Annotated in this window: 23 protein-coding genes; 11 read left to right on the top strand and 12 right to left on the bottom strand. The window is 42.9% G+C overall.

The features are described from left to right. The first annotated feature begins 13 nt into the window (after nucleotides 1-13). Both JMW39_RS10980 and JMW39_RS10985 read left to right on the top strand, forming a co-directional pair. Entirely contained in the window at nucleotides 14-1411 is a 1398-nt protein-coding gene (locus JMW39_RS10980; RefSeq protein WP_201546505.1) for a nicotinate phosphoribosyltransferase, read from the top strand. Further along, a complete protein-coding gene (locus JMW39_RS10985) occupies nucleotides 1405-2262 on the top strand; it encodes an SGNH/GDSL hydrolase family protein (protein WP_201546506.1) in 858 nt (285 codons plus the stop codon). The genes JMW39_RS10980 and JMW39_RS10985 overlap by 7 nt, the downstream gene beginning before the upstream one ends. Nucleotides 2263-2446: 184 nt before the next feature. Here JMW39_RS10985 and JMW39_RS10990 read toward each other — a convergent pair whose 3' ends face one another. Together JMW39_RS10990 and JMW39_RS10995 are read right to left on the bottom strand one after the other, a co-directional pair. Then, nucleotides 2447-2728 carry a type B 50S ribosomal protein L31 gene (locus tag JMW39_RS10990; protein ID WP_201546507.1) on the bottom strand — a complete coding sequence of 94 codons (282 nt, stop codon included), beginning with the start codon at nucleotides 2726-2728 and terminating at the stop codon, nucleotides 2447-2449. A 425-nt stretch (nucleotides 2729-3153) separates the two neighbouring features. Next, nucleotides 3154-3588: a hypothetical protein gene (locus tag JMW39_RS10995; protein WP_201546508.1), complete on the bottom strand. Its 435-nt coding sequence runs from the start codon at nucleotides 3586-3588 to the stop codon at nucleotides 3154-3156. A gap of 601 nt (nucleotides 3589-4189) precedes the next feature. Between JMW39_RS10995 and JMW39_RS11000 the strand changes: the two genes are divergently transcribed. Continuing rightward, nucleotides 4190-5737, top strand: a complete 1548-nt coding sequence (locus tag JMW39_RS11000) for an FAD-dependent oxidoreductase (RefSeq protein ID WP_201546509.1) — start codon at nucleotides 4190-4192, stop codon at nucleotides 5735-5737. A gap of 108 nt (nucleotides 5738-5845) precedes the next feature. On the opposite strand, the gene JMW39_RS11005 is transcribed toward JMW39_RS11000, so the two are convergent. Then, nucleotides 5846-6523 (bottom strand): TIGR00730 family Rossman fold protein, encoded by a 678-nt coding sequence (locus tag JMW39_RS11005; protein ID WP_201546510.1) that lies wholly within the window; start codon nucleotides 6521-6523, stop codon nucleotides 5846-5848. 478 nt (nucleotides 6524-7001) lie between these two features. Here JMW39_RS11005 and JMW39_RS11010 point away from each other — a divergent pair, with 478 nt between their 5' ends. Further along, nucleotides 7002-7892 carry an alpha/beta fold hydrolase gene (locus JMW39_RS11010; RefSeq protein ID WP_201546511.1) on the top strand — a complete coding sequence of 297 codons (891 nt, stop codon included), beginning with the start codon at nucleotides 7002-7004 and terminating at the stop codon, nucleotides 7890-7892. A 39-nt stretch (nucleotides 7893-7931) separates the two neighbouring features. Here JMW39_RS11010 and JMW39_RS11015 read toward each other — a convergent pair whose 3' ends face one another. Further along, nucleotides 7932-8621: a putative quorum-sensing-regulated virulence factor gene (locus JMW39_RS11015; protein ID WP_201546512.1), complete on the bottom strand. Its 690-nt coding sequence runs from the start codon at nucleotides 8619-8621 to the stop codon at nucleotides 7932-7934. 237 nt (nucleotides 8622-8858) lie between these two features. On the opposite strand from JMW39_RS11015, the gene JMW39_RS11020 reads away from it, so the two are divergent. Continuing rightward, nucleotides 8859-9467 (top strand): M23 family metallopeptidase, encoded by a 609-nt coding sequence (locus JMW39_RS11020; RefSeq protein WP_201546513.1) that lies wholly within the window; start codon nucleotides 8859-8861, stop codon nucleotides 9465-9467. A gap of 87 nt (nucleotides 9468-9554) precedes the next feature. Here the strand turns inward: JMW39_RS11020 and dtd are convergent, their stop codons facing one another. Next, entirely contained in the window at nucleotides 9555-10007 is a 453-nt protein-coding gene (dtd, locus tag JMW39_RS11025; RefSeq protein WP_201546514.1) for a D-aminoacyl-tRNA deacylase, read from the bottom strand. Nucleotides 10008-10136: 129 nt separating this feature from the next. Between dtd and asd the strand changes: the two genes are divergently transcribed. After that, nucleotides 10137-10973, top strand: coding sequence for an archaetidylserine decarboxylase (gene asd, locus JMW39_RS11030; protein ID WP_201546547.1), 837 nt, complete (start codon nucleotides 10137-10139; stop codon nucleotides 10971-10973). Nucleotides 10974-11090: 117 nt separating this feature from the next. Here the strand turns inward: asd and JMW39_RS11035 are convergent, their stop codons facing one another. After that, on the bottom strand, nucleotides 11091-11696 hold the full coding sequence (locus tag JMW39_RS11035) for a DUF1287 domain-containing protein (RefSeq protein WP_201546515.1): 606 nt from the start codon (nucleotides 11694-11696) through the stop codon (nucleotides 11091-11093). Between the two features lie 142 nt (nucleotides 11697-11838). Continuing rightward, nucleotides 11839-12528: an HD domain-containing protein gene (locus JMW39_RS11040; protein WP_265088456.1), complete on the bottom strand. Its 690-nt coding sequence runs from the start codon at nucleotides 12526-12528 to the stop codon at nucleotides 11839-11841. 263 nt (nucleotides 12529-12791) lie between these two features. Between JMW39_RS11040 and JMW39_RS11045 the strand changes: the two genes are divergently transcribed. Beyond that, on the top strand, nucleotides 12792-14060 hold the full coding sequence (locus tag JMW39_RS11045) for an MFS transporter (protein ID WP_201546516.1): 1269 nt from the start codon (nucleotides 12792-12794) through the stop codon (nucleotides 14058-14060). A gap of 136 nt (nucleotides 14061-14196) precedes the next feature. Here JMW39_RS11045 and JMW39_RS11050 read toward each other — a convergent pair whose 3' ends face one another. The 3 genes from JMW39_RS11050 to fadB form a co-directional block, all read right to left on the bottom strand. Beyond that, on the bottom strand, nucleotides 14197-14772 hold the full coding sequence (locus tag JMW39_RS11050; RefSeq protein WP_201546517.1) for an isochorismatase family protein: 576 nt from the start codon (nucleotides 14770-14772) through the stop codon (nucleotides 14197-14199). Nucleotides 14773-15033: 261 nt separating this feature from the next. Further along, nucleotides 15034-16206 carry an acetyl-CoA C-acyltransferase FadA gene (gene fadA / locus JMW39_RS11055; RefSeq protein WP_201546518.1) on the bottom strand — a complete coding sequence of 391 codons (1173 nt, stop codon included), beginning with the start codon at nucleotides 16204-16206 and terminating at the stop codon, nucleotides 15034-15036. A gap of 143 nt (nucleotides 16207-16349) precedes the next feature. Beyond that, complete coding sequence (gene fadB, locus JMW39_RS11060) at nucleotides 16350-18509, bottom strand: fatty acid oxidation complex subunit alpha FadB (RefSeq protein ID WP_201546519.1); 2160 nt, start codon at nucleotides 18507-18509, stop codon at nucleotides 16350-16352. A 757-nt stretch (nucleotides 18510-19266) separates the two neighbouring features. On the opposite strand from fadB, the gene JMW39_RS11065 reads away from it, so the two are divergent. Beyond that, on the top strand, nucleotides 19267-20364 hold the full coding sequence (locus JMW39_RS11065) for a polyprenyl synthetase family protein (protein ID WP_201546520.1): 1098 nt from the start codon (nucleotides 19267-19269) through the stop codon (nucleotides 20362-20364). Between the two features lie 57 nt (nucleotides 20365-20421). Further along, the gene (locus JMW39_RS11070; protein ID WP_201546521.1) at nucleotides 20422-21240 is read left to right on the top strand and encodes a DUF72 domain-containing protein; all 819 of its coding nucleotides are present in this window, start codon (nucleotides 20422-20424) and stop codon (nucleotides 21238-21240) included. 77 nt (nucleotides 21241-21317) lie between these two features. On the opposite strand, the gene JMW39_RS11075 is transcribed toward JMW39_RS11070, so the two are convergent. Both JMW39_RS11075 and JMW39_RS11080 read right to left on the bottom strand, forming a co-directional pair. Next, entirely contained in the window at nucleotides 21318-21623 is a 306-nt protein-coding gene (locus JMW39_RS11075; protein WP_201546522.1) for a putative quinol monooxygenase, read from the bottom strand. 186 nt (nucleotides 21624-21809) lie between these two features. After that, nucleotides 21810-22439 carry a superoxide dismutase gene (locus JMW39_RS11080; RefSeq protein ID WP_201546523.1) on the bottom strand — a complete coding sequence of 210 codons (630 nt, stop codon included), beginning with the start codon at nucleotides 22437-22439 and terminating at the stop codon, nucleotides 21810-21812. A gap of 428 nt (nucleotides 22440-22867) precedes the next feature. Here JMW39_RS11080 and rdgB point away from each other — a divergent pair, with 428 nt between their 5' ends. After that, complete coding sequence (gene rdgB, locus JMW39_RS11085) at nucleotides 22868-23548, top strand: RdgB/HAM1 family non-canonical purine NTP pyrophosphatase (protein WP_227679496.1); 681 nt, start codon at nucleotides 22868-22870, stop codon at nucleotides 23546-23548. Between the two features lie 403 nt (nucleotides 23549-23951). Beyond that, the gene (gene tig / locus JMW39_RS11090; protein ID WP_201546524.1) at nucleotides 23952-25295 is read left to right on the top strand and encodes a trigger factor; all 1344 of its coding nucleotides are present in this window, start codon (nucleotides 23952-23954) and stop codon (nucleotides 25293-25295) included. Nucleotide 25296: the final 1 nt, after the last annotated feature.

Raw genomic sequence — 25296 nt, forward strand, 5'->3', positions numbered from 1 at the left:
GAGGAGTTCTGTGATGTATACCAGTAATTTAAACAATTTAATCCTAAATAGTGACAGCTATAAAACCTCCCATTGGGTGCAATATCCAAAAGGTAGTGAATATCTCTCAAGCTATATTGAGGCGCGTAAAGGCGATTACGATGTGGTGTTTTTCGGTTTACAAGCTTTTATCAAAGAATACCTAAGCACGCCGATTACCCATCAAGATATCGATGAAGCCGAAATGGTCATTCAAGCACATGGCTTGACCTTTAACCGTGCTGGCTGGGAGCTGTTGGTCGATAAGCATGGCGGCTATCTGCCACTACGCATTGAAGCCATTCCTGAAGGTAGCGTGGTGCCAGCATCCAATGTGGTCTGTCAAATCATCAATACTGACCCTGAGTTTTATTGGCTACCAAGCTATATAGAAACGGCACTATTGCGGGCGATTTGGTATCCGTCAACTGTCGCTAGTGTCTCGCACTATTGCAAAGGCATTATTCGTGAAGCCCTAGAAAAATCTGCCGACAATAGCGAATCGCTGATTTTCCGTTTGCATGATTTTGGTTCGCGCGGTGCTTCTAGCCAAGAATCTGTCGCGCTCGGTAGCCTTGCTCATTTGGTAAACTTTGCTGGTACTGATTCGATGACGGCTTTGGTTGCCGCCAGCCGCTGGTATCACATGGATAAAGACATGCCAGCCTTCTCTATCCCTGCCGCTGAGCATAGCACCATGACGGCTTGGGGGCGTGACGGAGAAACCGCCGCCTTTGCCAATATGATTGAGCAGTTTGGCGGCGCAGGTAAGAGCTTTTCGGTGGTTTCTGACAGCTATGATTTATGGAATGCCATTGATAATATTTGGGGCGGTAGCCTAAAAGACGATGTCAAAAATATGGGCGGGACTTTAGTTATCCGACCAGACAGCGGCGATCCTGCAAAGGTCGTGCGTGAAGCATTGGAGCGTTTGGCGGTGAAGTTCGGTACGACCATTAATAGTAAAGGCTATAAAGTGCTGCCTGATTATGTACGCGTTATCCAAGGTGATGGTATCAGCCCGCAAAGCTTGGGGAAAATCATCGATGTGGTCTTGAACGCAGGTTTTAGCGCCGACAATATTACCTTTGGGATGGGTGGCGGATTATTGCAGCAAGTCAATCGCGACACCATGAGCTGGGCGATGAAAGCCAGTGCCATCTCTATCGATGGCGTGTGGACTGACATTTACAAAGACCCTGTGACCAGCCGCTCAAAACGCTCAAAAAAAGGCCGTTTAGCATTGATAAAGAACAGCAACGGAACGTTAGAAACTATTAAAGCTGATAATTTATCGACAGCAGAAGATAACCTACTGCGCGATGTATATATCGATGGTAAATTACTCATTGAAGACAATCTCACCACTATTAGGGAGCGAGCAGGATGGTAGTTACTAAAAAAATGCAGAATAAAATAGCCGCTGTTGCAAAGGATGTGTTCCTTGCTCCTGTCTACCTTTATCAAGGGCATAAAATAAAGCGCGATACGGTGCGCCTACCTGAGCCAAATGGCGAAAGGCATGGTCAAGTTCAGCTAGATAACCCTGCTGGCAACCTGCCCAATACCTTAAAAGAAAATAGGCAGCAAACACTAAATTTAATGATCGTTGGTGATTCGGCAGCGGCTGGCGTTGGTAGTCAGACGCAACAAGAGGCGCTTGTCGGCAATTTGATACCTCTGCTGACCCAGCAGCCTATTATTCAGACCACATTTAATACATTAAACTGGTCTTTGCAAGCGACCACTGGTCATACCAGCTTTGATATTTTACGCAGGCTTTATGTGTTAGCTGCGCCAAGCCAGCCTATCGATGTGATGATACTAAGTGTTGGCGTCAATGATACGACATCGAGTGTTTCTGTAGACAAATGGCAACAGCAAATCGAAAATATCATTACTATCGTACAACGAAAATTTGGCGTGCGTGAGCTGATTTTCTTAAGCTTACCACCAATGGCGCAGATGCCAGCAATACCTGCGCCGTTGAATAACTTTGTTGGTGCCAAAGCCTCTATCCTTGATAACACCTTGCAACAAGTCTGTTCTGCTCACGATGGTGTCACCTACATGGCGACCGACTTTGCCCGCATGATAGACGAGCATTCTAATGGCACACCAATCGATATCAGAGTGATGTTTGCCAGTGATGGCTTTCACCCAAGTAGCCTTATGTATGGCTATTGGGCCCAGCAGTTGGTAGAGCTGATCGTCAAATTATTAGATTTATCTTCTACTAAATGAAGTTTCTAAGTATGGTGAAATGGTAAAACCTGATTTTACAAAAATTGGTTTTCTATTACTTAACGTTAAAATTTAAACAAAAAAAACCGCTGAATAGTCAGCGGTTTTTTTATGTTCTTAATACTATAGCTGTGCATGTTTGAGAAAACACATGCTCAAAATAATATCACGCAATACGTGTGAATTATTCTGCAGCGTCAGTATCAGCAGCTTTCTTACGGCCACCAAACGCACCAAAGCGTTTGTTGAAGCTTGCAACACGACCTTCAGTAGACGTTTTGCGTTGTTCGCCAGTATAGAATGGATGCGACGCACTTGAGATATCAAGTGGGTAGTATGGATATTCTGTACCCTCGTATTCACGAGTGGTTTTGGTTTTAACGGTTGAACGAGTTAAGAAAAACACGTCAGCGTTAGTGTCATGGAACAAAACTTCTTGGTAATTAGGATGGATATCTTTACGCATAATAAACTCTCTATGTCCGATGTATGTACAGCGCTTTCGACTAATGGCGTTTTTGACTATTAATCACACTAACTAACATACGTAACTGAGGCACTAAGGACATCTTCTGGTCTGGCAACTGCGTCACTGGCTTATTCCAGCACCCAACACCACACCGCTGCTCACTTAGCCTTTCCCCAGCGGGAAAATCAAACCGCGATTTTAACGGTTTTTGCCGCTTGATGCAAGTAGCTTCTATGACAAGACCGCGCCTTAAGCTCGTCTTAAAGACATTATACGATGTCAAAAAACTGTACAAATCACCAAAAAAAGCAGCCACACTGGCTGCCTTTTTATGGAAAACTTATTTTTGTTATGGAAAACTTATTTTTGTTATGGAAAACTTATTTTTGTTATGGAAAAATTATTTTTAGAAAATTCAAAAGTTATTTGGTTTTTACGATATGCCATACGCCAAGTTTGTTATCGCCATCTTTATCACCAACCTTGGTATCATTGGCATAAAAATATAACGGCTTACCATTCATCGCCCACTGATATTTGCCATCTTCGCGTTTAAAGGCGGCAAACTGCCCTGACGCTTTAGCATTACTTGGCGCCAAAAATGCTGGCCAAGCGAGCAGACAGGCAGAGCCACATTCTGACTTATTCATAGCATCTTTATCAAAAGTATAAAGGGTCATATGGTTGCTGGCATCAACCAACATGCCATTCTTACTGACGACTGGGGCAGTATTTTTAGTGGTCGCTTGCACATCATGCATGCCTGAATCGTCATTGCCAAACATGTTATTAAAAGTGGAACATCCGCTAAGCGCCAATGCACCAGAAATGACAGATAACATAAGTATGTGTTTCATAATAACTTCCTTGTTAATATTGAAAAATTCTTTAGATTTCTTTTTGTTGTCTGTAGGTATAAACCTTAATGTATAAAATAGCTTAAGGCTGACTACAAGCGTTTTTAATATAGCATAGACATAAAGTCATTTTTTTCTATCATCATATAAATTTACAAAAGCGCATAAATATTACAAATTAAGTAAAATTTACTCTCTAATTTTATAAAAAATACTTTTCTGATTTTGTGCTTCAGTCGTCCCTCTTCTTGCTATTCATTGACAAAACTCATGCATGTATTTACGTATTCGCCATGCCATTATTGATAGTTTATTCGTACAATAGTCAATTGAAATTAAGAATTACTACACAATAACAAATGTGCCTGTAAACGTGACTATGGCGGCTTAAGATGAATATTGAACTTAGTAGCCGTTGCACACATATCGGTAGTATTGCATTAGAAAAAACACGCTATTTAAAATATAAGCGCGGCAGGTATAAGGACTTAGAAATTGAAATTAAGAAACTTAGAAATTAAGAAACGAATTATTTAACAAAGACGCCGAGCCATTCCTGATGACTGATAATAGGAATGCGATTAAGGATATAACAACGACAATGACTCATTCTGTTACGAACAATCAAGCGCCTATCACCAAACGGGTTGGTATTCTCGGTGGCGGTACAGCAGGGGCAACGATTGCGATTCGCCTCGCAGCATTAGGGCTTGAGACTTATGTATTTGAAAAAAATACCTCGCTTATCGATGGTCCACCGATGTGTCACTTGCATGCAGGCGGCAATCTATACCGCGAAATTCCTGACGAAGATTGCGTCGCCCTGCTCAAACAATGTATTGATATTTTACGTCTTTATCCTTATACCATCGATGTACGTCCAACGGTATTTGCCGTGCCAACCCGCGATGAAGGCTTGCCTGAAGACTTGCTACCACGCCTTGATATCTTGACCGCTGCTTATCGTGAGCTTATCGCCGAAGATGCTAACAATAAAGTACTCGGCGAGCCTGAAAATTACTATCAACTCTACAGCCATGAACAACTGATTGCGCTATCTGAGCGCGAGCAAGTTGCGGTGCCGCGCACGGTTGACGAATGGATGATACCGGTCGCTAAGTATTTGGATTTAAATAAGGTTAAATTTCCGCTGATTGTCGTGCAAGAATATGGCTGGAATATCTTCCGCTTAGCGGCTTCTGCGCAATTGGCTTTAGAAGGCTATGAGCATGCGCATGTCTTTACCGATACGCAGGTTAAGCAAGTCATGCCTGTCGATTGTGAAAACTGCTCAAACGCTGACCACCATGTCACTAAATGGCGTATTGATTATCAACAAGCGGCCAGCTCTGACATTGAACTTGAAACCGAAGTCAAAACTGAATCTATCGAAGTCGATTACTTAATCAACGCTTGCGGCTTTCGCACGGGCGTTATCGACGATATGGTCGGCGTCAAAGTCACACGCATGGTCGAGTTTAAGTCCTCTTATATTACCCACTGGAATGACACTGGCGGACAGATACCAGAGATTATCGTTTATGGCGAGCGCGGAACCCCTGAAGGCATGGCGCAGCTAACGCCTTATCCAGGTGGCTATTTTCAAATACATGGCATGAGTAAATTTATCACCTTATTTGATGATGGTTTGGTCGCCTCTAACAAAGACAGCGCCCAACCTGAATTGCCGTCCCAATACCTGCATTATATCGAAGATGGCTGGGATAAAGCACCGCTACAAGCGCGCAGCCAGCAAGCGATTGATTATGTGGCTGAATTTGTGCCGACCTTTCATAGCGCGCGTACGGTCGGTAATGCGCTATATGGTGGTCAGCAAATTCCTGGTCAAGACGATACTTTGCGGGTGGCTGATGTGAGCTTGTATTCCAATATTCGCTATGCGCGGGCGGAAAACGTCAAAGCCTCATCGACGCTGATTGCTGCTGATCAAATTGTCGATGAATTGACTGAACTTGGTTTAATTGATAATAATATGCCAGAAAACAGTCAGCGTCATGCGCATGAGTGGGCGTATTTGGCAAAGAACGATAGCGTAGCGATTGATAAAGTCGCGCGTCATTTGGCACAAGAACGCGGCTTTCCATTAGCAATGGCAGGCGTAAATCATGGTATTCATGAGACGAGTTAAAATGATTTAAATGTTAATAAAGTTAAAACAAAAAAGGAGAGAAGGGCTAACGATAAGCCCTTCTCTCCTTTTTTATGTAAAAACAGTATATATTAGCGCTTAGTTCGCTTAATTACCGGCCATTTTTTCGGTATCGACCGCGCCCTCTATGGTTACCACTGTTTTTAGCATATCAATCGCTTCACTAATGCTATTACAAACGACCAGACGCTCAAGGTCTTCTTGCTTCATAAAGCCTTGGTCAGCCGTATATTTTAAATGCTCAATCATACGGTCATAGAAACCATTGATATTAAGAATAATCATCGGTTTTTCGTGCTGATATAACTGACGCCATGTGGCAATTTCCATAATTTCTTCCAGCGTGCCAAGCCCGCCCGGCAAGGTAATAAAAGCATCGGCATATTCTGCCATCACCGTTTTACGGGTGTGCATGGTATCGGTCAAATGCAGGCGGGTCAGCTGCTCATGGGCAATCTCGTGCTTCAGCATAAAGGTTGGAATCACACCGACCGCTTGCGCGCCGCCTTGGATGACTTCATCTGCCACTGCGCCCATCAACCCGATGCTCGCGCCGCCGTAGACCAAACCCATGCCATTATCGGCGAGCTCACGACCAAGCTCACGCGCTGCCTGCTCGTAAACTTCATTATTGCCCAAACGCGAACCACAATAAACCGCTACCAACGGCATCGTTAGCATTGATTTATCCACGGCTTTTTCAATATTGGTAATATCTTGACTGGTAATGACTTCATAAGTGTCATTGTTAATTTTCATTTGCATATAACTTCCTTAATTTTTATAGCGATTTTTTCTTAAATACATCTTTATTAAATAATGTGCTATTGAATACCTAGCTATTAAAACACGTTTATTCATGCGTGTTGGTTTGTTGATGTGTGTTCATTGGTCAAAATAAATACTGATTAATATTTTGTTGGAAAATAGTGCTCAAAACAAACTGCATAGAACCTGCTTATAGAACCTGCTTATAGAACCTGCTTATAGAACTTAGAAGTCATTTTCACCTACATTCCTCACCTAAGATTTATTTTACCATAAGCGGTGTTGTAACTCGGTCATCATGCGGTTATCACAGAGTTATGCTATAGATTAAATTAATCGCAGCTTGATGATGACATTGCTTGACACTGATTATTAAACCCTCAGCGCACATCAAGGGTTTTTGTTTACCCAAAGCGCTGACTTATAAAAAAGCACTTACTCATAAAAGACGACAAAAATACATTAAGGTAAAACCATGGAAAATACGCACAATCAAATAGATATTTATGCCCTGAGCATCATGACTGATCGCAATCGGGCATTGGCAGCGACCGTTTACCACCCTAAAGATGAGGTGAAAACAGCGGTCATGATCGCGCCAGCCACCGGTATCAAACGTCAGTTTTATCACAATTTTGCCACTTATTTAGCAGCCAGTGGCTTTGGTGTCCTAACCTTTGATAATGAAGGTATCGGTGAATCGCTTAACTCTGATTTGTCTAAATGTGACGCCTCTTTAATCAGCTGGGGTCGCCATGATATGCCAGCCGTTCTTGATGCCTTGCAAGACGAATTTTCCGATGCGAACTACCATTTGATTGGTCATAGCGCCGGTGGTCAGCTGATAGGTTTGATGCCAAATTATAAGGCGCTTACTTCGGTCTTCAATGTCGCATGCTCATCAGGGCAAATTAAAAATATGGACATGCCTTATAAGCTTAAAGCGATGGGTTTTATGGATGCCTTTATTCCACTCACCAATTTAACGTTCGGCTATACCCCAGCGGATAAAATCGGTATGGGCGAGCCACTACCACGCGGCGTTGCTCGTCAATGGCGTGAGTGGTGCAATGGCGCAGGCTATATCAAGACCGCTTTTGGCAAAAGTATTCATACTCATTTTTATGATGAAATTGACATGCCAGCATTGTGGCTCGGCTTTAGCGATGATGAGATTGCCAATAGCAAAAATATCGATGATATGATTCGCGTCTTTAGCAAAATGCCGGTTGAAAAACGCTTTTTTGAGCCAGAAGAATTTGGCTTAAATAGTATCGGTCATATGCGCTATTTTAATAGCAAAACCAACGCTAAAGCCCCGCAGCTTTGGCAAATGGCAGTCGATTGGCTAGCTAAGCAGCAATAGCTCTAGTTTTTTAATTTATTGAAGCGTAAATACATCTATTTAGTCTTGCGTATTTTTTGCTGCCTGTTCTGCTTTGACACGCTTGGTCAAGGCCGAATAAAGCGACGGCTGCATATTATGGATGTTACCCAGCATCCATTTTACGTAGCTAATTGGCACGTCTTTAATCGGCATGCCCTTATGTTTACCAAAGGGCATTTTGCTCACCGGATTGGCTTTATTAGCGATAGCGTGAGCTGCCGAAAAATCTGTCGGCGCAATTGCTAGGCGCTCGCAGCACGCCTGATAAAGCAGATAACACATACGTGCATCACCTAGCGCATCATGAGCAGCAATCGTCATTCTGCTTGCTTCCCCTTTACCCAATAACTGCTCGATGCATTTAGATTGACCGTAAGCACTCCACTCTGGAAATGCCACGCGCGCCAGCCGCACCGTACATATCAGCTTAGCAGACGGACTGCCAATCACCCGCCAATCAAAGCGTACATTATGCCCAATCAGATACTGCGGCAGCTCAAACGCATCCAGCTCAAAGCGCTCAAGACCTGCGACATCGTCATCGGTGATGCCATGAATTCTAATGACAACTGGTGATATTGAGCGCCCACTATTAAAATATTTCATCCACTCAAATCCCGTCGCTACATTAATAGTCGCCACTTGAATCGGACGCGGATCACGGCCTTGGTCGGTTTCGGTATCGATAATCAGCGCAGTGTCAGTCATAGAGGTTTAGCCATAATTATTTAAACACAGTTATTTGAAGCCAATTACTTACAAAAAGGTATTTCGTGATAGACAGCAATATTGATGTTTTTAACAAACTTTAAAAATATGTAGATTTTAAAAGCAACGTTACATTTATGGGGATAAAAATTAGAGATAACAATGGCATACAAAGAATAGAGACCTTAACTCTTATACTATCTATCAGCGTTTATTTAAAAAAATAAAGAGATATCGATGCTAGCAGATGACAATAACCCGCAGCCAAATTCAAATTCAAAACCAACCTTTTTACGGCGTGTATTCAGCGTATTCATCAAGGCAGCTGTATTATTGATGCTGTTATTTATATTTGACAAGCTCTTACCGAGTATCAGTCAACAAACTCAGTCGTTTGTGATGGCAAAATGGCAACAGCTCAGTTTATTACAACAAGAATTACCCACAGAAAACAGTCTGCCCTCGCCATTACCAGCACAGCACCTAACCGATACATGGGGCGCTGCGCGTAGCCAAGGTCGCTCTCACGAAGGCATCGATATATTTGCCAAGCGAGGTACGCCGATACAGACAACGACACAAGGCATCGTCAGTAAAGTCGGTGAAAATACGTTAGGCGGTCGCGTGGTGTTCATCATTGGACCGGGCGGCGCAGGACATTATTATGCGCATCTAGAGGATTATGCCGATATTAGCCCGAACGACTGGATCAATACCGGCGATATCATCGGTTACGTCGGCGACAGTGGTAATGCCAAAGGTACGCCGCCGCACGTCCATTACGGGATTTATATCAATGGCAGCGCGGTCAACCCCTATCCTTTGCTACAAAAGCCTGAAAGCTAATTTTTAGTTTTTAAAACTTTAACGTCTAAAACTTTAGCCTCTAAAATATTAAGCTTGTAAAAATCAAGCTTGTAAAACGTTAAACCTCTAAACTTCCAATAAAAAATTTAACGGTCCATCGTTGATACTTGCCACTTGCATATCAGCGCCAAACTCACCAGTTGCTACATTAGGATGTTGGGTTTTGGCGTAATTCACTAATTGCTCAAATAAAACTTGCGCGGCATAGGGTGCCATTGCTCCGCCAAAGTCAGGACGGCGACCCTTATCGGTTTTTGCCATTAAGGTAAATTGTGAGACCAATAATAAGCCACCACCTACTTGCTGGACATTTTTATCCAATTTACCAAACTTAGCAGGGTCATCATCATTATCAAAAATGCGATAAGTGAGGATTTTATCAATCATACGCTGCGCACTTTGCAGATTATCATCATGACCTAAGCCAATATAGGCCAATAGGCCATGCTCAATCTCACCAACGCAGTGCGCATCGACAGTGACACTCACACGGTGCACCCTTTGTATCAGTGCTCTCATTTACGGCCTTCCTTATTTATAAATAGCTTACAGTTTATGGCCATACAACAATACCCTGACCATGATAAAATACCGCCATTAACTTGCCTAATTAATTATTACATCAAACCCTATTTTGGTAGCCTCATTATGAATTTATTTGCCACCCTTCAACAATTTGTGCCGCAGCAGCAGTTGAGTAAAGTCGCTGGACGTTTGGCCGCCAGCCGCCATCCTTATGTCAAACGCACCTTTATCCGCAGTTTTGCCAAAGCTTATAATGTGAGCTTAGATGAATACGAGCGCCAAAGCTTTAACGCTTATGAAAGCTTTAATGACTTTTTTACCCGTGAGCTAAAAGACGACGCGCGTATCATCGATAGCAGCGCAAACGGCATTGTCAGTCCTGCCGATGGCGTTATTTCACAGTTAGGGCAAATCCGCGACCATAAATTGCTGCAAGCCAAAGGTCGTGACTATGACATCGGACAATTACTGGCCAATAGCGAAGAGGGCAGCTATTTTGCGGATGGTAGCTTTGCGACTGTATATCTAGCACCTAGTAACTATCACCGCGTACACATGCCATTTGCTGGTACGTTGACCAAAACCCGTTATGTACCGGGCACGCTATTTTCTGTCAATAATACCACGGCGGCAAATGTGCCTGATTTGTTTGCCCGTAACGAGCGTTTGGTTTGTTTGTTTGACACAGAATACGGCAAAGCAGCAGTTGTAATGGTTGGGGCAATGATTGTCGCTGGTATCGAAACGGTAGCGACTGGCAAAATCAGTCGCACTGAGGAAATTCAAGAAGCCGAGCACAATATGAGCTTTGCAAAGGGTGATGAGCTTGGACGCTTTTATTTAGGCTCGACCGCGATTGTAGTACTACCAAAAGGCGCAAAAGCCGATTGGCAAGATAACATGCAAGCCAATAGCGTGGTACAAATGGGACAATTATTAGGTGTTGCTAACGCTAAATAAAACCGCTGTTTAATGCTACAAACAAAAGCCCAATTAAGTATAAATCATTATGCTTAATTGGGCTTTTTAATGAGAGTTATGGTTTCGTCGTAAGATAGCGGCTAATAAGGAAAGTAGCTAATAACGAAAGTGCTTGTGTATAGGATAAGCATAAAGGACATTTTCTTCTTGCGTACCGCGGCCGATATTATGAATAATCAACGGCGTACCATCAGCAGCTGCTTTGTCTGATACGATACCTATATGCGGCAAGTTACCATTGGGCAAGCGCCACGTTACAATATCTCCGACTTGAAAGCTGTCTTTATCAGTGACTGATAACGACTGCCCATGCTGCACAAAAAATACCTCAAGATTGGGCACACGGCGATGATCGATATTTTTATCCGTTGACTTTAAGCCCCATATTTTCGGATAGGCAGACCAATTTGACTTCATGTCATGATTGACCAACTGCTGCAAATCTACATTTTGCAAACGATAAGCGCGAATAATCACATCGGTACAGACGCCGGTCTTTATTGCTACATCGCCACGCGGAAATTCCAGCTTACGGTAAGTAGGGTCATAGCTCACTGTGATACCGATCTGCTTTTTGGCATCGTGTGCCAATTTATCACCATCGCTGACAGGAGCAAGCGCTTGCACCATTTGCGCTAATCCCAGCATGCTGACAAAGGCTAGCGATTTGCACAACGTTTTATAGTTTTTAAATAAGTGCATGTAGCCTCTCTGTTATTACTGACCCCACTGTTCAATATAAAGGCTTTAGACGGCGTCAACCATTGCGAATCAGTAACGAGGTGACGCGATCAAACGACAACGCTATTAAATGAAAAGTCTAGCAACCAAATTCGGTATCAATTTACTTATCAACCAACCATCCTTGCTTAGTTGCATAGTCAATCTGTTTTGCTAGCCACTCATGGATACTCGGAAAGCTGTCTTTAATAAAGCCATGTGCGCCAGCTACTTGAGAGCGCGTAACGTTAGCATCAATCCACGTTTTTCCGTTGGTGTTCAGATTAAGCAAAAACGGTAATAAACGATCAACCACTCTAAGCAGTTGGCTCTCTTTACTATTACCTGTTTCCTGCTCCTCCCAAACCTCACTTAAATCAGCAATCCCATTACCGCGCTCGCTTTGCAATCGCGCAATTCCTTCACGCTCTTCAACGTGCGCATCACCACGTGTATCGGCGTATAAAAAAGTATCGCCCGCATCAATCTCGCCCAAATCATGTATCAGTGCCATCTTAAGTAATTTTTCATGATTGACATCCAGCTCAAATAACTCAGCGATTGACCAACATGCCATCGCCAAATGCCAAGAATGCTCAGCAGAGTTTTCTAAACGATTCGTACCCGTCACATAGCTACGTCGATTGACACGTTTAAGCGCATCCAGCTCTAGTAAAAAATGCGTCACGTCATCAATATCGATATTTGCAGTAAGCTTTGGATTGGTTAATAGCTTTTGCTTAGTCGATGGCATGGTTGTTGATAACGTGGCTTTCGAGGAAATCGCTTTTGATGACATGGTTTCTAATGGCATGGCTTTCTCTAATTTGACTGGTAAATGGTTAGCGCTTTGTCTAACTCTAATCTTTATACGAAATCACTTATTATAATAGACATTTTCTCACGCTGGTAAGCATATAGGTTTTTCTAAAACAATCAATAAAGGCAAATATCTAATTTTTTATTGTTTAATATTCGACTAATGCTCATAATAGGGCAACAGGCAATGCATAAGACTATGGACAAGGTTATGCATAAAATAATGGATAACAACCTGCACCAGACAAGGATATGTCGATGCCACCCACCACTGACGCTGCAACGCGTGCCAATTCATTAACTGCGAACTCAGTAATTTCCAAGCAAAAACTACCCAATAAATGGCTCATTATTGCAGGCTTCTCTCTTTTACTTGGGGTCAATCAGTTTTTATGGCTGACCTTTGCCACCATCGTAATTAGCACTGAGGCACATTTCGGTGTTAATGAGTTTTTCGCCAATTTATTAACGTTGATGTTCCCTATTATCTTTGTGCTACTCGCCATTCATTCTGGCAAGGTACTTGATAATATTGGATATAAAAAAATCGTCAGCTTAGCGGCGCTGCTTATGCTGATAGGCTCAATAATACGCTGGTTGGGCGCTGATCATTATTGGACAGTGTTTGCAGGGCAATTACTGATTGCCATCGCTCAACCGTATATTACCAATGCTATCAATCAAGTGACCTCGGATTGGTTTGATAAATCGCAAATCGCCACGGTAACAGGCGTTATTATGGGTGGGATGTTTTTGGCGACCGCCCTTGGCGCTTTTGCCCCTGCTCCATTAATCGAGGCGTTTGGCTTCTCTGGCATGCTACTTATCAATGTCGTTATTACGGCGGTGGCGGTAGTAGGCTTTTTATTAGTGGTCGTTGAAAAACCCAAACAACAAGATAGCGCTATATCACTGCACGAAATCGAATCGCTATTAAAAAATAAACGGCTCTGGTTTATCTCATTGGCAGTGTTTATTGCGATGGGTTATTTTAATGGGCTGAGTAACTGGATTGCGCCTATTCTTGCGCCACGCGGTATTGATGAGGCGACGGCGGGCATTATTACCGCGATGCTGATCGTCGGCGGTATTTTAGGGGCGCTACTGATTCCGCTATTATCTGATTATCTGCAAAAACGGCGGATATTTTTAATATTGGCAACGCTGGTTGGTGCGAGTGCAACGTATCCTTTACTGTACTTAACGACAGGAACCTCAACATTATTGCTGAGTTTTGTACTGGGGTTTTTCTTACTAGCAGGTTATCCGCTACTGATTGCCGCCGCTGAAGACACCGTACATGCCTCACAAGCGGCCAAAGCAGTTGCCATGCTGATGATGATGGGCAATCTCGGAGGCGTCATCATGGTGTTGCTGATGCAAGGCGTGAAAGGACTGACTGGCAGTTGGACACCGACTGGTTGGGTACTGATTATTGCCGTCGCTTTAGCTACCTTTTTAGTCTTAAAAATAAAGGATAAGCCAGCAAATAAATCTAGTGTTAAGCCAACTTCAAACGTTGTTTAAGAGCTTTATTTCAAAGCGAAAAACTTAGTATTTAAAAAAGATAGCGCCTAACTATCAAAGCGCTATCTTTCTTTATTAACCATTAAAGAAACGTTTTATTACCAATCAATCTGCTTAATTAAGCCACTTAATCAAATTACTTAATCAAACTACTAATGGTTTTAAACGCAGGGTCTTTACTACTGCGGCACAGCTCAAACAGAATGGTTTCAACCGTGGTAATCACACCTCCAGCGCGGCGGATACGGCGAATCGCTTGCTTTTTATCGTACGGAAAACGCGAACCAACTGCATCTCCAATAATGACTGGCTGCATGCCATTATCGAGTAAGTCCAATGCCGTTTGTAGCACGCAAACATGCGCCTCCACCCCAAATAATAAAACAATGCTTCGATTCTGCTGTGCTAAATGATTCCATGAATCATCATTGTCGCAAGCACTAAAAGTCACTTTTTCGAAACCTTTGGCATTATCGCCTTCTAATAGCTCACGAATTTCGGGTAAGGTTTCGCCTAAGCCTTTTTTATATTGCTCATTGAGCATAATAGGGATACCAAGCGCTTGCAGACCTTTGATTAGAGTGACGGTTTTTTTGATGATATTTTCATGGTCATAAATATGCGGCGTCAAGCGTTCTTGGATATCGATAATCATCGCTTGGGTATTTTCACGGTCAATACGGTAGGTACGATCAGTAATCATGGTGGACATAGTACACTCCTTGTACGGCTGAAGCTGACGGTTCTAAACTTATTTAAAATTGCTATCAGGCTTAAAATTATAATGATTAACTCTTCTCTCATTTAGTCATAGTTTAATGAATGCGTCAATGGAGATAAGCTATATAACAACTTATGATGTTTTAATTGTAAAAAATAGGGTAATCCTTAAATGCAAAAACCCCTAGCCATCATGACTAGGGGTTTTTATTAGAACGATAAATTATTTTAAAAAATTGATAATATTACAGGCTTAAACACGCTCAATAATCGTCGCAATACCTTGGCCAAGACCGATACACATGGTCGCTAGACCGATTTCAGTATCAGACTGCTCCATGGCGTTTAGCAAGGTAACCGTGATACGAGCACCTGAACAACCTAGTGGATGCCCTAATGCAATCGCGCCACCGTTGATGTTGACGATGTCTTGCTTATCCGTCAAGTTCAATGCTTTTAGTACTGATAGACCTTGTGCTGCAAACGCTTCGTTTAGCTCGATGGTTTGCATATCATCGATGCTCATGCCAGCACGTTTCAATGCTTTTTGTGTGGCAGGCACAGGACCATAACCCATGATAGCGGCATCACAACCAGCAACAGCCATGCTGCGAATACGAGCACGAGGTTTCAAACCTAACTCTTTGGCTTTTTGGGCGCTCATGACTAGCATCGCTGATGCACCATCAGATAATGCAGATGAGGTAGCAGCAGTTACCGTACCGCCTACTGGATCAAAGGCTGGACGTAGCTTTTGCATTTGCTCCATAGTAGCATCAGGACGAATCACTTCATCGACAGTACATAGTTGTAAGCGACCCGCTTCGTCATGACCTTCGATACCGATGATTTCATTGTCGAAACGACCTTCAACAGTCGCAGCCCATGCACGGCGATGCGACTCAAGACCAAAAGCATCTTGCTCTTCACGAGTGATGTTATTCATGCGACCCAGCATTTCAGCGGTCAAGCCCATCATGTTTGAAGCTTTAGCATAATGCTTTGACGCTTCAGGATTCAGATCAACGCCATGCATCATACCGACGTGACCCATATGCTCAACACCACCGATGATGAAAACATCACCTTGACCGGTCATGATTTGAGCAGCAGCAGTGTGTAGCGCCTGCATAGATGAACCACATAGACGGTTAACGGTTTGACCACCAGCTGTCTTAGGGATATCAGCAAGCAAGCCGATGTTACGACCGATGTTTAAACCTTGCTCTAGGGTTTGGTTAACACAGCCCCAGATGATGTCTTCAACGTCACGTGGGTCAAAGTCATTACGCTCAACCAATGCACGAACCAATTCAGCAGACATGCTATCAGCGCGGACATGACGGAACATACCGTTTTTGGTTTTACCCATTGCTGAGCGTACGCCATCTACGATGACCACGTCTTTTGGACTTAAAATTGTCATACTATCTTCCTTTTCAATTTTTATTGTCAGTGGCAGTACCGCAATGCTCGCTTATCTAATTTAGAAGGTTAGTGATAATAAATAAATTACCAGTAATCTTATCGAGCATGTGTACTGCACTTCATCCTAGTAATGACTACCCATTACGCAGTAGCGTAAAAGGTCTCGCCTGCTGCTGACATATCGCGAATCTTTTGCGGAGCTTCATAAGCTTTGCCAAGGTATGCGTATTTTTCACACAGTGCCAAGTAGTTATCTAAACCCATTTGGTCGATATAACGGCAAGGTCCACCGCGGAATGGCGGGAAGCCAACACCCATAATCATCGCCATATCCGCTTCTGACGGCGTGCTGACGATATTGTCTTCTAGGCAACGGACGGTCTCATTACAGAAAGCCAGCATGGTACGGTCGATAATTGCTTGATCATCAAAGGTTTGCTTGTCGCTATCTGTTGTCGTTTTTAGCAGCTCATAAGTGGCTTCATCAGCAACTTTCTTTGGCTTACCACGTTTGTCCATTTCATACTTATAGAAACCAACGCCGTTTTTCTGACCTAAGCGTTTGTTTTCATATAAAAGCTCAATCGCGCCTTTATAATCAGGCTTCATGCGGTCAGGGAAACCTTCAGCCATGACTTCTGCGCCATGGACACCAGTATCTAAACCAACGACGTCGATTAGATAAGCAGGACCCATCGGCCAGCCGAATTTTTCCATGACTTTATCGACATGAGCAAAATCAGCACCTTGCTTAAGGAGCAAGTCAAAGGCGCCAAAGTATGGGAATAGCACACGGTTGACTAAGAAACCTGGGCAATCATTAACCACAACGGGCACTTTACCCATTTTAGTAGCCAAGGCGACCGTAGTAGAAATGGCTTCTTCAGAAGATTTTTTACCACGAATGACTTCAACCAATGGCATACGGCTTACCGGGTTAAAGAAATGCATGCCGACGAAGTTTTCTGGACGCTCAAGTGCTTCAGCCAAGAAAGTAATAGAGATAGTTGAAGTGTTTGAGGCTAAGATACAATCATCTTTTACCAAGCCTTCCACTTCTTTTAATACCGCACGCTTAACATTTGGATTCTCTACCACTGCTTCGATAACGATATCAGTTTCAGCAAAATCACCATAATTCAAAGTCGGACGGATACGGCTTAAGGTTTCACCCATTTTTACTGGGGTCATTTTGCCGCGTTCGACCATTTTGCCAAGTAACTTGCTGGCTTCGCCCATACCAAGGTCTAATTGCTCAGACTTGATGTCTTTCATGATGATTGGTAAGCCTTTGCTAGCTGCTTGATAGGCGATACCACCGCCCATGATACCAGCGCCTAGTACGGCCGCTTCATTGATTTCATGTGCGTTTTTGCTATGCTGCTTCGCTAATTTTTTAACCAACTGATCGCTTAAGAACAAACCAACCAAGCTTTCTGCTTGTGGGGTTTTCGCCGCTTTTGCAAAACCAGCCGCTTCTACTTCGATTGCTTTATCACGTGGTAAATTAACGTGTTTTTCCATCGCCGCGATAGCCAGTGCTGGCGCAGGGTACTGCTTAGGATTGGCCTTTGCAAAGATCATACCTTTTGCACTATTAAACGCCATCGCTTGCTCAAGCTGATTTAATTTAACAGGAACGAGCTTCTCTTCACGCTTCGCTTTCCAATCAAGCTCACCTGAGATACATTTTTTGACCAAATCAATGGCTGCATCTTGCAAGTCATCAGCAGCAACAGTCGCATCAACCAAGCCTAACTTTAGCGCATCAAGTGCTTTCTTTGGTGTACCAGTGGCAATCAATTCAAGCGCATTGTCGATACCAATCACACGCGTAGTACGAACGGTACCACCAAAGCCTGGGAAGATACCCAGTTGGGTTTCTGGTAGACCGATGATTGCTTTGTCGCTCATGACACGGTATTCACAAACCAAGGTCATCTCACAACCACCGCCAAGCGCCGCACCATTGATAGCAGCTACTTTCGGAAACGGTAAATCTTCAAAGCGATTGAAGGCGTCATTAATATTAATAACCCAATCTTTGATCTCTTCTTCTGGCTGCTTAAAAGACGCCACAAACTCTGTGATATCAGCACCAGCAATAAAGACGCCTTTGCTTGAGGTGACAATTAAGCCCTTAACGTCATCGGCTTTTTCTAAAGCATTAACAACTTCAGCAAATTGCTTATTGGTTTCAGCATCAAACTTATTCACGCTCTCATTTTCGGCGTTGTACTGCATGTTGGCGATGCCATCCTCTAGCATTGTCACCGTGATGCGATTTCCTTGGTATACCATTTGGAACTCCTTGCTATATAACGAAAGCTACGTTTTAGAATTAAAAGTTTTAAAATTAAAGTACATAGCCAGTTATTGTTAGTAAAACGAGTAATAACACTGCCAACATACTGTCTTATAAAGTCAGCATAGAGTGAGCAGTGCAGATGTCTTTATTATCCAGCGCTCATGCTTATATTCATTTTCTATGCTGAATGTTACCGCGTTAGCACAATTGAATACGGCGCTTCATTTATATACGTTTGTTACCGGTACTGATGTTATCAATATTGGCTGAACATTGAGATGATAGGTCACTTAAATAAGGTCAAAAATCCACTTTTTAAGCGCCAGACCATTTTTACGCCAATTAGTGTAGGGGATTATGCCCCCGACTGTCACAAGCTAATACCATACTCGCAAGTCACTCTTAAGTCGACACTAACCCTTTACCTTGCTGCCAAGGTGCTTTAAGTGACCGCTTGTATACTGAGATTATATGATGAGTGCTATTGATTCAATCTTTAGAGCTTTCAATCTTGATAAACAGCATTTTTCTATTTACAACTCCTCTGCAATATCAAAACATATCCAACGTCTAAGTTAAATCAATAATACGTAACGATGGCTTGTTGTATTATTTCCGTCTTTTTTAAGCCAATTTCTTAACATTAAACCGGCAAAAATGCGTCATTGATAATACTCGCTCGCTAAGGAATATAATCTATCATGCTACACTAGCACTATTTTTATTATTCACCTGATAGATGGTTGGGTTATGACTGTTTTTACTTCTACTACTACGCCAAGCCTGATGCCTGCAAGACTTGTATCTTTTGCTAGCTTTGATAACAATACTGAGCAATTTCATAACGCCGTGCGTGCGCAACTGTCGCAAGATATCGACGTATTATTTGCTTACGCTGAGCTACCAAGCCCACTGCTTGATGCCTGCCGTTATGTGATGACAGGTACTGGTAAATTGGTACGTCCGTTATTGGTCGTCAGCGCCTTTGATAGTGTCAATCAAAGCAATGCTAATGCCAATGAAAATACAGATAAAAGCACTGACAATAAAAACAGTATGGCTAACGCTGATGGTTTGGAAGCTCTATTAGAAAACGACTCAGATTATGATATGGCGCGCCGTGCTGCATTGGCGGTGGAGCTGCTGCACACTTATTCGTTGGTACATGATGATTTGCCATGTATGGATGATGACGAGCTGCGCCGTGGTCAGCCAACCGCTCATATCGTCTTTGAAGAGTCGACCGCCCTACTCGCTGGCGACGTATTACAGACGCTAGCCTTTGAGGTATTGACCGCCGATCTGCCAACCTTTGCACGCTTTGATTCAGCTATCGCAAGCCAGCTCATCGCTATATTTGCCCCACGTGCACGGCGTATGGTATCCGGTCAAATGCTCGACCTCAATGCTGAAGCCACTACTGGCATTTCACAGAGCGACTTAGAAGCTATCCACCGTGATAAAACCGGTGCATTAATTGAAGCGGCGATGCTTATGGGTGGTATTTGCGCTGGTGCGACAGCTCCGCAGCGTATGGCATTGCAAGAGTGTGCCCAACATATCGGTCTCGCCTTTCAGGTTCAGGACGATATTTTAGATGTCACGACCTCTACCGACACGCTTGGCAAGCCTGCCGGCAGTGATGAAAAACTAGATAAATCTACCTATGTAAAATTGATGGGCGTTGAGCAGGCGACTAGCTATGCGCAATCGCTATTTGATGACGGACGCGCAGCACTTACTCGTGAACTGAGTGGTCTTGAATTAAATAATCGCGAACTTAACGGTAATAAAGAGAATGATGCGTTGATGGCACTCATTGAATGGCTTTGGTCGCGGAAAAAATAACGTCATAAGAAACGAGCTAAATATTTTAATTATTAAAAATAGCAAAGGGTGGTCAACATGGATAATGCCCCTACTCAGCGTATTTACCTCGGTACTGGCGGTTATAGCGATACCGACTTACTCGGTACCCTATATCCAACTGGCACTAAAAAAACGGACTTTTTACGTGAATACGCTAAGCAATATGGTGCGGTAGAGATTAACAGTACCTTTTACGCGCCTATCGGGCAAAAAGCCTTTGCAGGTATGGTCAATAAAGCCTATGTCGAGGCAAATAGTGAGTTGAAATTCGCCGTCAAACTCCATCAATACTTTACTCATGCACGTAAAGGCACTGCCGAACACGCGCAAGCATTTCTTACTGCTCTCACCCCGCTTATCGAAGCGGATGCTCTCGCGCCATTACTACTGCAATTCCCACATGGCTTTGACCGTACCCGCGAGCACCGTCTATATCTGGCAAATCTCGTTAGTTGGTTTAAGGATTATCCATTAGCCATCGAGTTCCGACATAACGGCTGGCATACCCCGCAAGTGGTTGATAGCTTTATCCAGCAAGGTCTGATTTGGTGTAGCGTCGATTATCCCAAAGTCAGTGGACTGCCACCGTCACGGCTGATATTTACCCAGCGTACTGGTTATCTGCGGATGCATGGCAATAATCTAAATTGGTGGGATGCGATGAGTGCGGCTGATCGCCATGATTATCGCTACTCTGAGGCTGAAATGCAGGACTGGGCGCAAGCGATTGCCAATCAGCGTCAGCATTTTGATACGCTATATATCTTCTTTCAAAACACCGTCAATGCGCATGCTTATTATAATATTGCGATGTTGAAGGAAGCGTTGGGTAAGTTTGGTTTTGAGGTGTTGTAAGGTGTGTTTAACAAAGCACAACCTACTATTTAAAAGTTAGTTAAATTCTAAAAACGCACCAAACTCTATTAGATAAATTAAATAGAGTTTAATTTAAAAACGGTCGCAGGTTTGGCACGAAAGCTAGGACTCTTTTTATCCGCATAAATCATATGCGGAGTAATATCATGAGCATCTAAGTCTGCTTGAGTTGCCCATTTCTCTATTAATACAAACTGGTTTTCATTTTCAACATCTTGAGTCAGCTCATATTGCAAACAACCCTTCTCTGCTAAAACTAAAGGCTGTAGTTCTTTAAAGGCTCGAATTTGTTGATTAGCACAGCCTGCTTTGGTTTCGATGAGTATTATTAAAGATAACGGTGAAGAATAATTGTTCGGCATAATACTTTCCTGTAAAAGGTAATTGAAATAAATTTCTTAGCAATAAACACTACTCTTTTTTGATAACAATCATAATAAACATAAGTAAGGTTATGGCTTAAGCGCTAATTTACCATAAACTTTAAACCAAAAAAAGGACGCCTCTCAGCGTCCTTTTTTCAAATCAAATTACTTAGTGTTTAAAACTTACTCTTCAACACCAGCATCTTGACCTTTATATTTTGCGTTTGCGTAGTCCCAGTTCACTAGCTTGTCTAGGAACGTGTCGACATAGTCAGGACGACGGTTACGATAATCGATATAGTAAGCATGTTCCCACACGTCACAAGTCAATACGGCTACTTGGTCATGTGCAAGTGGTGTATCAGCGTTAGCTGTTTTGGCGATAGACAGTTTGCCACCGACTTTATCAGCAACTAGCCATGCCCAACCTGAACCAAACTGAGTCAATGCTGCGTTTTTGAACTCTTCACGGAACTTATCATAGCTACCGAAGTCTTCTTCGATTTTAGCTTTTAGATCGCCAGTAGGTTCGCCGCCGCCGTTAGTTGGCGTCATGCAGTTCCAATAGAACGTGTGGTTCCATACTTGGGCTGCTTGGTTAAACATACCTTGCTTGCTGTCATCTTTAGCGGTTGCTACGATGATTTCTGACAAAGTTTTGTCTTCTAGACCAGAACCAGGTAACAATTCATTGAGCTTAGTCACGTATGCATTGTGATGCTTGTCATGATGGTATTCTAGCGTCTCAGCACTGATATGTGGCTCTAGCGCGTCTTTTGCATAAGGTAGTTCTGGTAAGGTAATCTTTGACATATTATTTTATCCTTGCTGTTTAGCCATTAGTATTAGGTATAGCCTAAATCAATGCTATAAATTATTGGACTAAATTGGCTTAGTTTATTGTTAGTGAAATTCATTACTCAATATGTTGAACATATTGCGGTAAACCTAAAAGGCTTGCATGCTAAAGCCTATCTTAAGCGCGCATCAATTGTTAGTTATTTTACTTTTAAATAGCATAACAACTAAAAGCTCTTATGAATATTCAAAAGTATTGTTAACTTTAAATTCACAAGCTATAAGATATAATTCACTGTAGCTTATTGCCTATTATAGCAAGAGTGATGACAAATATCAGTTACCAAATGTTATGAATCGCTTATTCGTTATGCTAATTGGTAATTTAACTAATGCTAGCCTAGAATATACGCGTATCAGCGACTCAATGACGGACAAAGAATATGAACCAAACCAGCGCCACAGAGACTCATCAACAAGCATCCACCTTAAATGATTCAATATCGGCTACGCCGCAAAACCAATGGGTGCTCGCCAGTAATAATAAAGGCAAACTTGCTGAGTTTACCCGCTTGTTTGCAGCGGCAGATTTGGATGTGACGATTGTCCCGCAAGGTCAACTTGATATTGAAGATGCCATCGAAGACGGCTTGAGTTTTATTGAAAACGCCATTATCAAAGCGCGTCATGCCAGCCGAGCAAGCGGATTACCCGCAATTGCAGATGATTCAGGGCTTTGCGTGCCAGTATTAGGTAATGCACCCGGTATTTACTCTGCCCGCTATGCAGGCGAGCATGGCAATGATGCCAAAAACAATGCCAAGCTTATCGCTGACTTGCAACCTATCCGCGATGCGCAGCCAAATACACCTATTTCTGGTATGTTCGTCTGCGTATTGGCAATGGTACGCCATGCCGATGATCCGCTACCGATTATCGCGCAAGGTTTATGGCAGGGTGAAATTTTGAATGCGCCGCATGGTGATGGCGGTTTTGGTTACGATCCGCTGTTTTGGTTGCCAGAGCTACAAGCGACGGCCGCAAGCTTAAGCGCTGCTGATAAAAACAGCATCAGTCATCGCGGTCAGGCGATTGAGCAGTTATTGGCGCAGTTGCCGTCATAAGCTTATTTGATAATAAAGCGCATTTAGTAATAATAAGCGGGAAGATTAAAGCAAAGTTATACTCATAAACCCCCTAAGGGGCGATTAAACAGATAATTTTTACTTTGATAAACAGATAGATTATACTGTTCTACTTTTAAAATTTTGTTGAAAGCCGTTATTTGTCTGTATAATTAAGCAAAAAGCGTTATTATGCGATTTATTTACGGTTAATATTGATATCAGATAGCGTCTATTCAGATAAAGCATTTCTCATTTTTGTGTCAGCAGCGATTGTTATGGGCACGGACGGCGAAATTGCGCGCTATCAATATCCCCTATTTATTCCAACGGCAACCAGTAGCACACGCGTATTTTGCAGCATGGTTGTCTATTATTATTTAATCATAAAGGTGTAATTAACATGGCTACAGATTTACAAGTCACAACCAACAAGCTATCTAACAAAGAAACTCAGCTAACGGTTAAAGTTCCTGTCGAAAAAATTCAAAATAAAGTTGAAGGCCGTATTCGCCAAGTGGCGAAAACTGCCAAGATTGACGGTTTCCGTAAAGGTAACGTTCCTATGTCACATATCCGTTCACAGTACGGTGCTGGCATTCAACAAGAAGTCATCAACGATGTGATCCGTGATACCGTATTCGAAGCGATCAAATCTGAAGACATCCGCGCGGTTGGCATGCCTAACATCGACGACGTAAAACTTGAAGATGATTTCTTGGTATATCAAGCGACTGTTGAAATCTTCCCAGAAATCGACGTGCAAGGTATTGATGAAATCGAAGTTGAGCGTCACACGGCGACAGTTAGCGACGAAGACGTTGACACCATGATTGAAAACCTACAAAAACAACGTGAAGAATTCGTTGAGAAAAAAGGTAAAGCGGCCAAAGACAATCAAGTAACGTTTGACTTTGAAGGCTCAATCGACGGCGAGAAATTCGAAGGCGGTTCTGCTGAAGACTTCAAACTGGTTATCGGTAGCAACCAAATGATTCCAGGTTTTGAAGATGGCATCAAAGGCATGAAAGCTGGCGAAGAAAAAGTCATCGACGTCACTTTCCCAGAAGATTACCAAGCTGAAAACTTAGCTGGTAAAGAAGCGCAGTTTAAAATCAACGTAAAATTGGTTGAAAAATCAAAATTACCTGAAATCGATGATGCGTTCCTAGAGCTGTTCGGTGTTAAAGAAGGCGGCGTTGAGAAATTAAAAGAAGACGTCCGTAAAAACATGGAACGCGAAATCAAAAATGCTGCGCGTAGCCAAGTAAAACAAGCGACGTTTGATGCGTTGTTAGAGAAGAACGAGTTTGACGTACCAAACGCCATGCTAGAGCAAGAAATCGAGCGTCAACGCAACATGATGATGCAACGTTTTTCTCAGCAGTTCGGTGCCAATGCTGATAGCTTCGATAAAGACATGCTACCGAATGAGCTATTTGAAGAGCAAGCGCTACGTGCTGCCCGTCTTGGCATCATCGTTGCTCGCGTTATCGACACCAAAGGCTTAGAAGTCGATCAAGAGCGTGTTGAAAGCTTTATCAAAGAAGCCGCTGAAAACTACGAAGATCCAAGCGAGGTCATCGAATACTACACCAATGACAAGCAACAACGCGCTAACATTGAGTCTGTGGTTCTAGAAGACCAAGTGGTCGATTATCTAATCGAGCAAGGCAAAGTAACTGACAAAGAAGTTAGCTACCAAGACCTATTGGCTGCTCAGCAACAACAGCAGCAAGGTATGTAAT

The organism is Psychrobacter immobilis (assembly GCF_904846175.1).
Lineage (GTDB): Bacteria > Pseudomonadota > Gammaproteobacteria > Pseudomonadales > Moraxellaceae > Psychrobacter > Psychrobacter immobilis_E.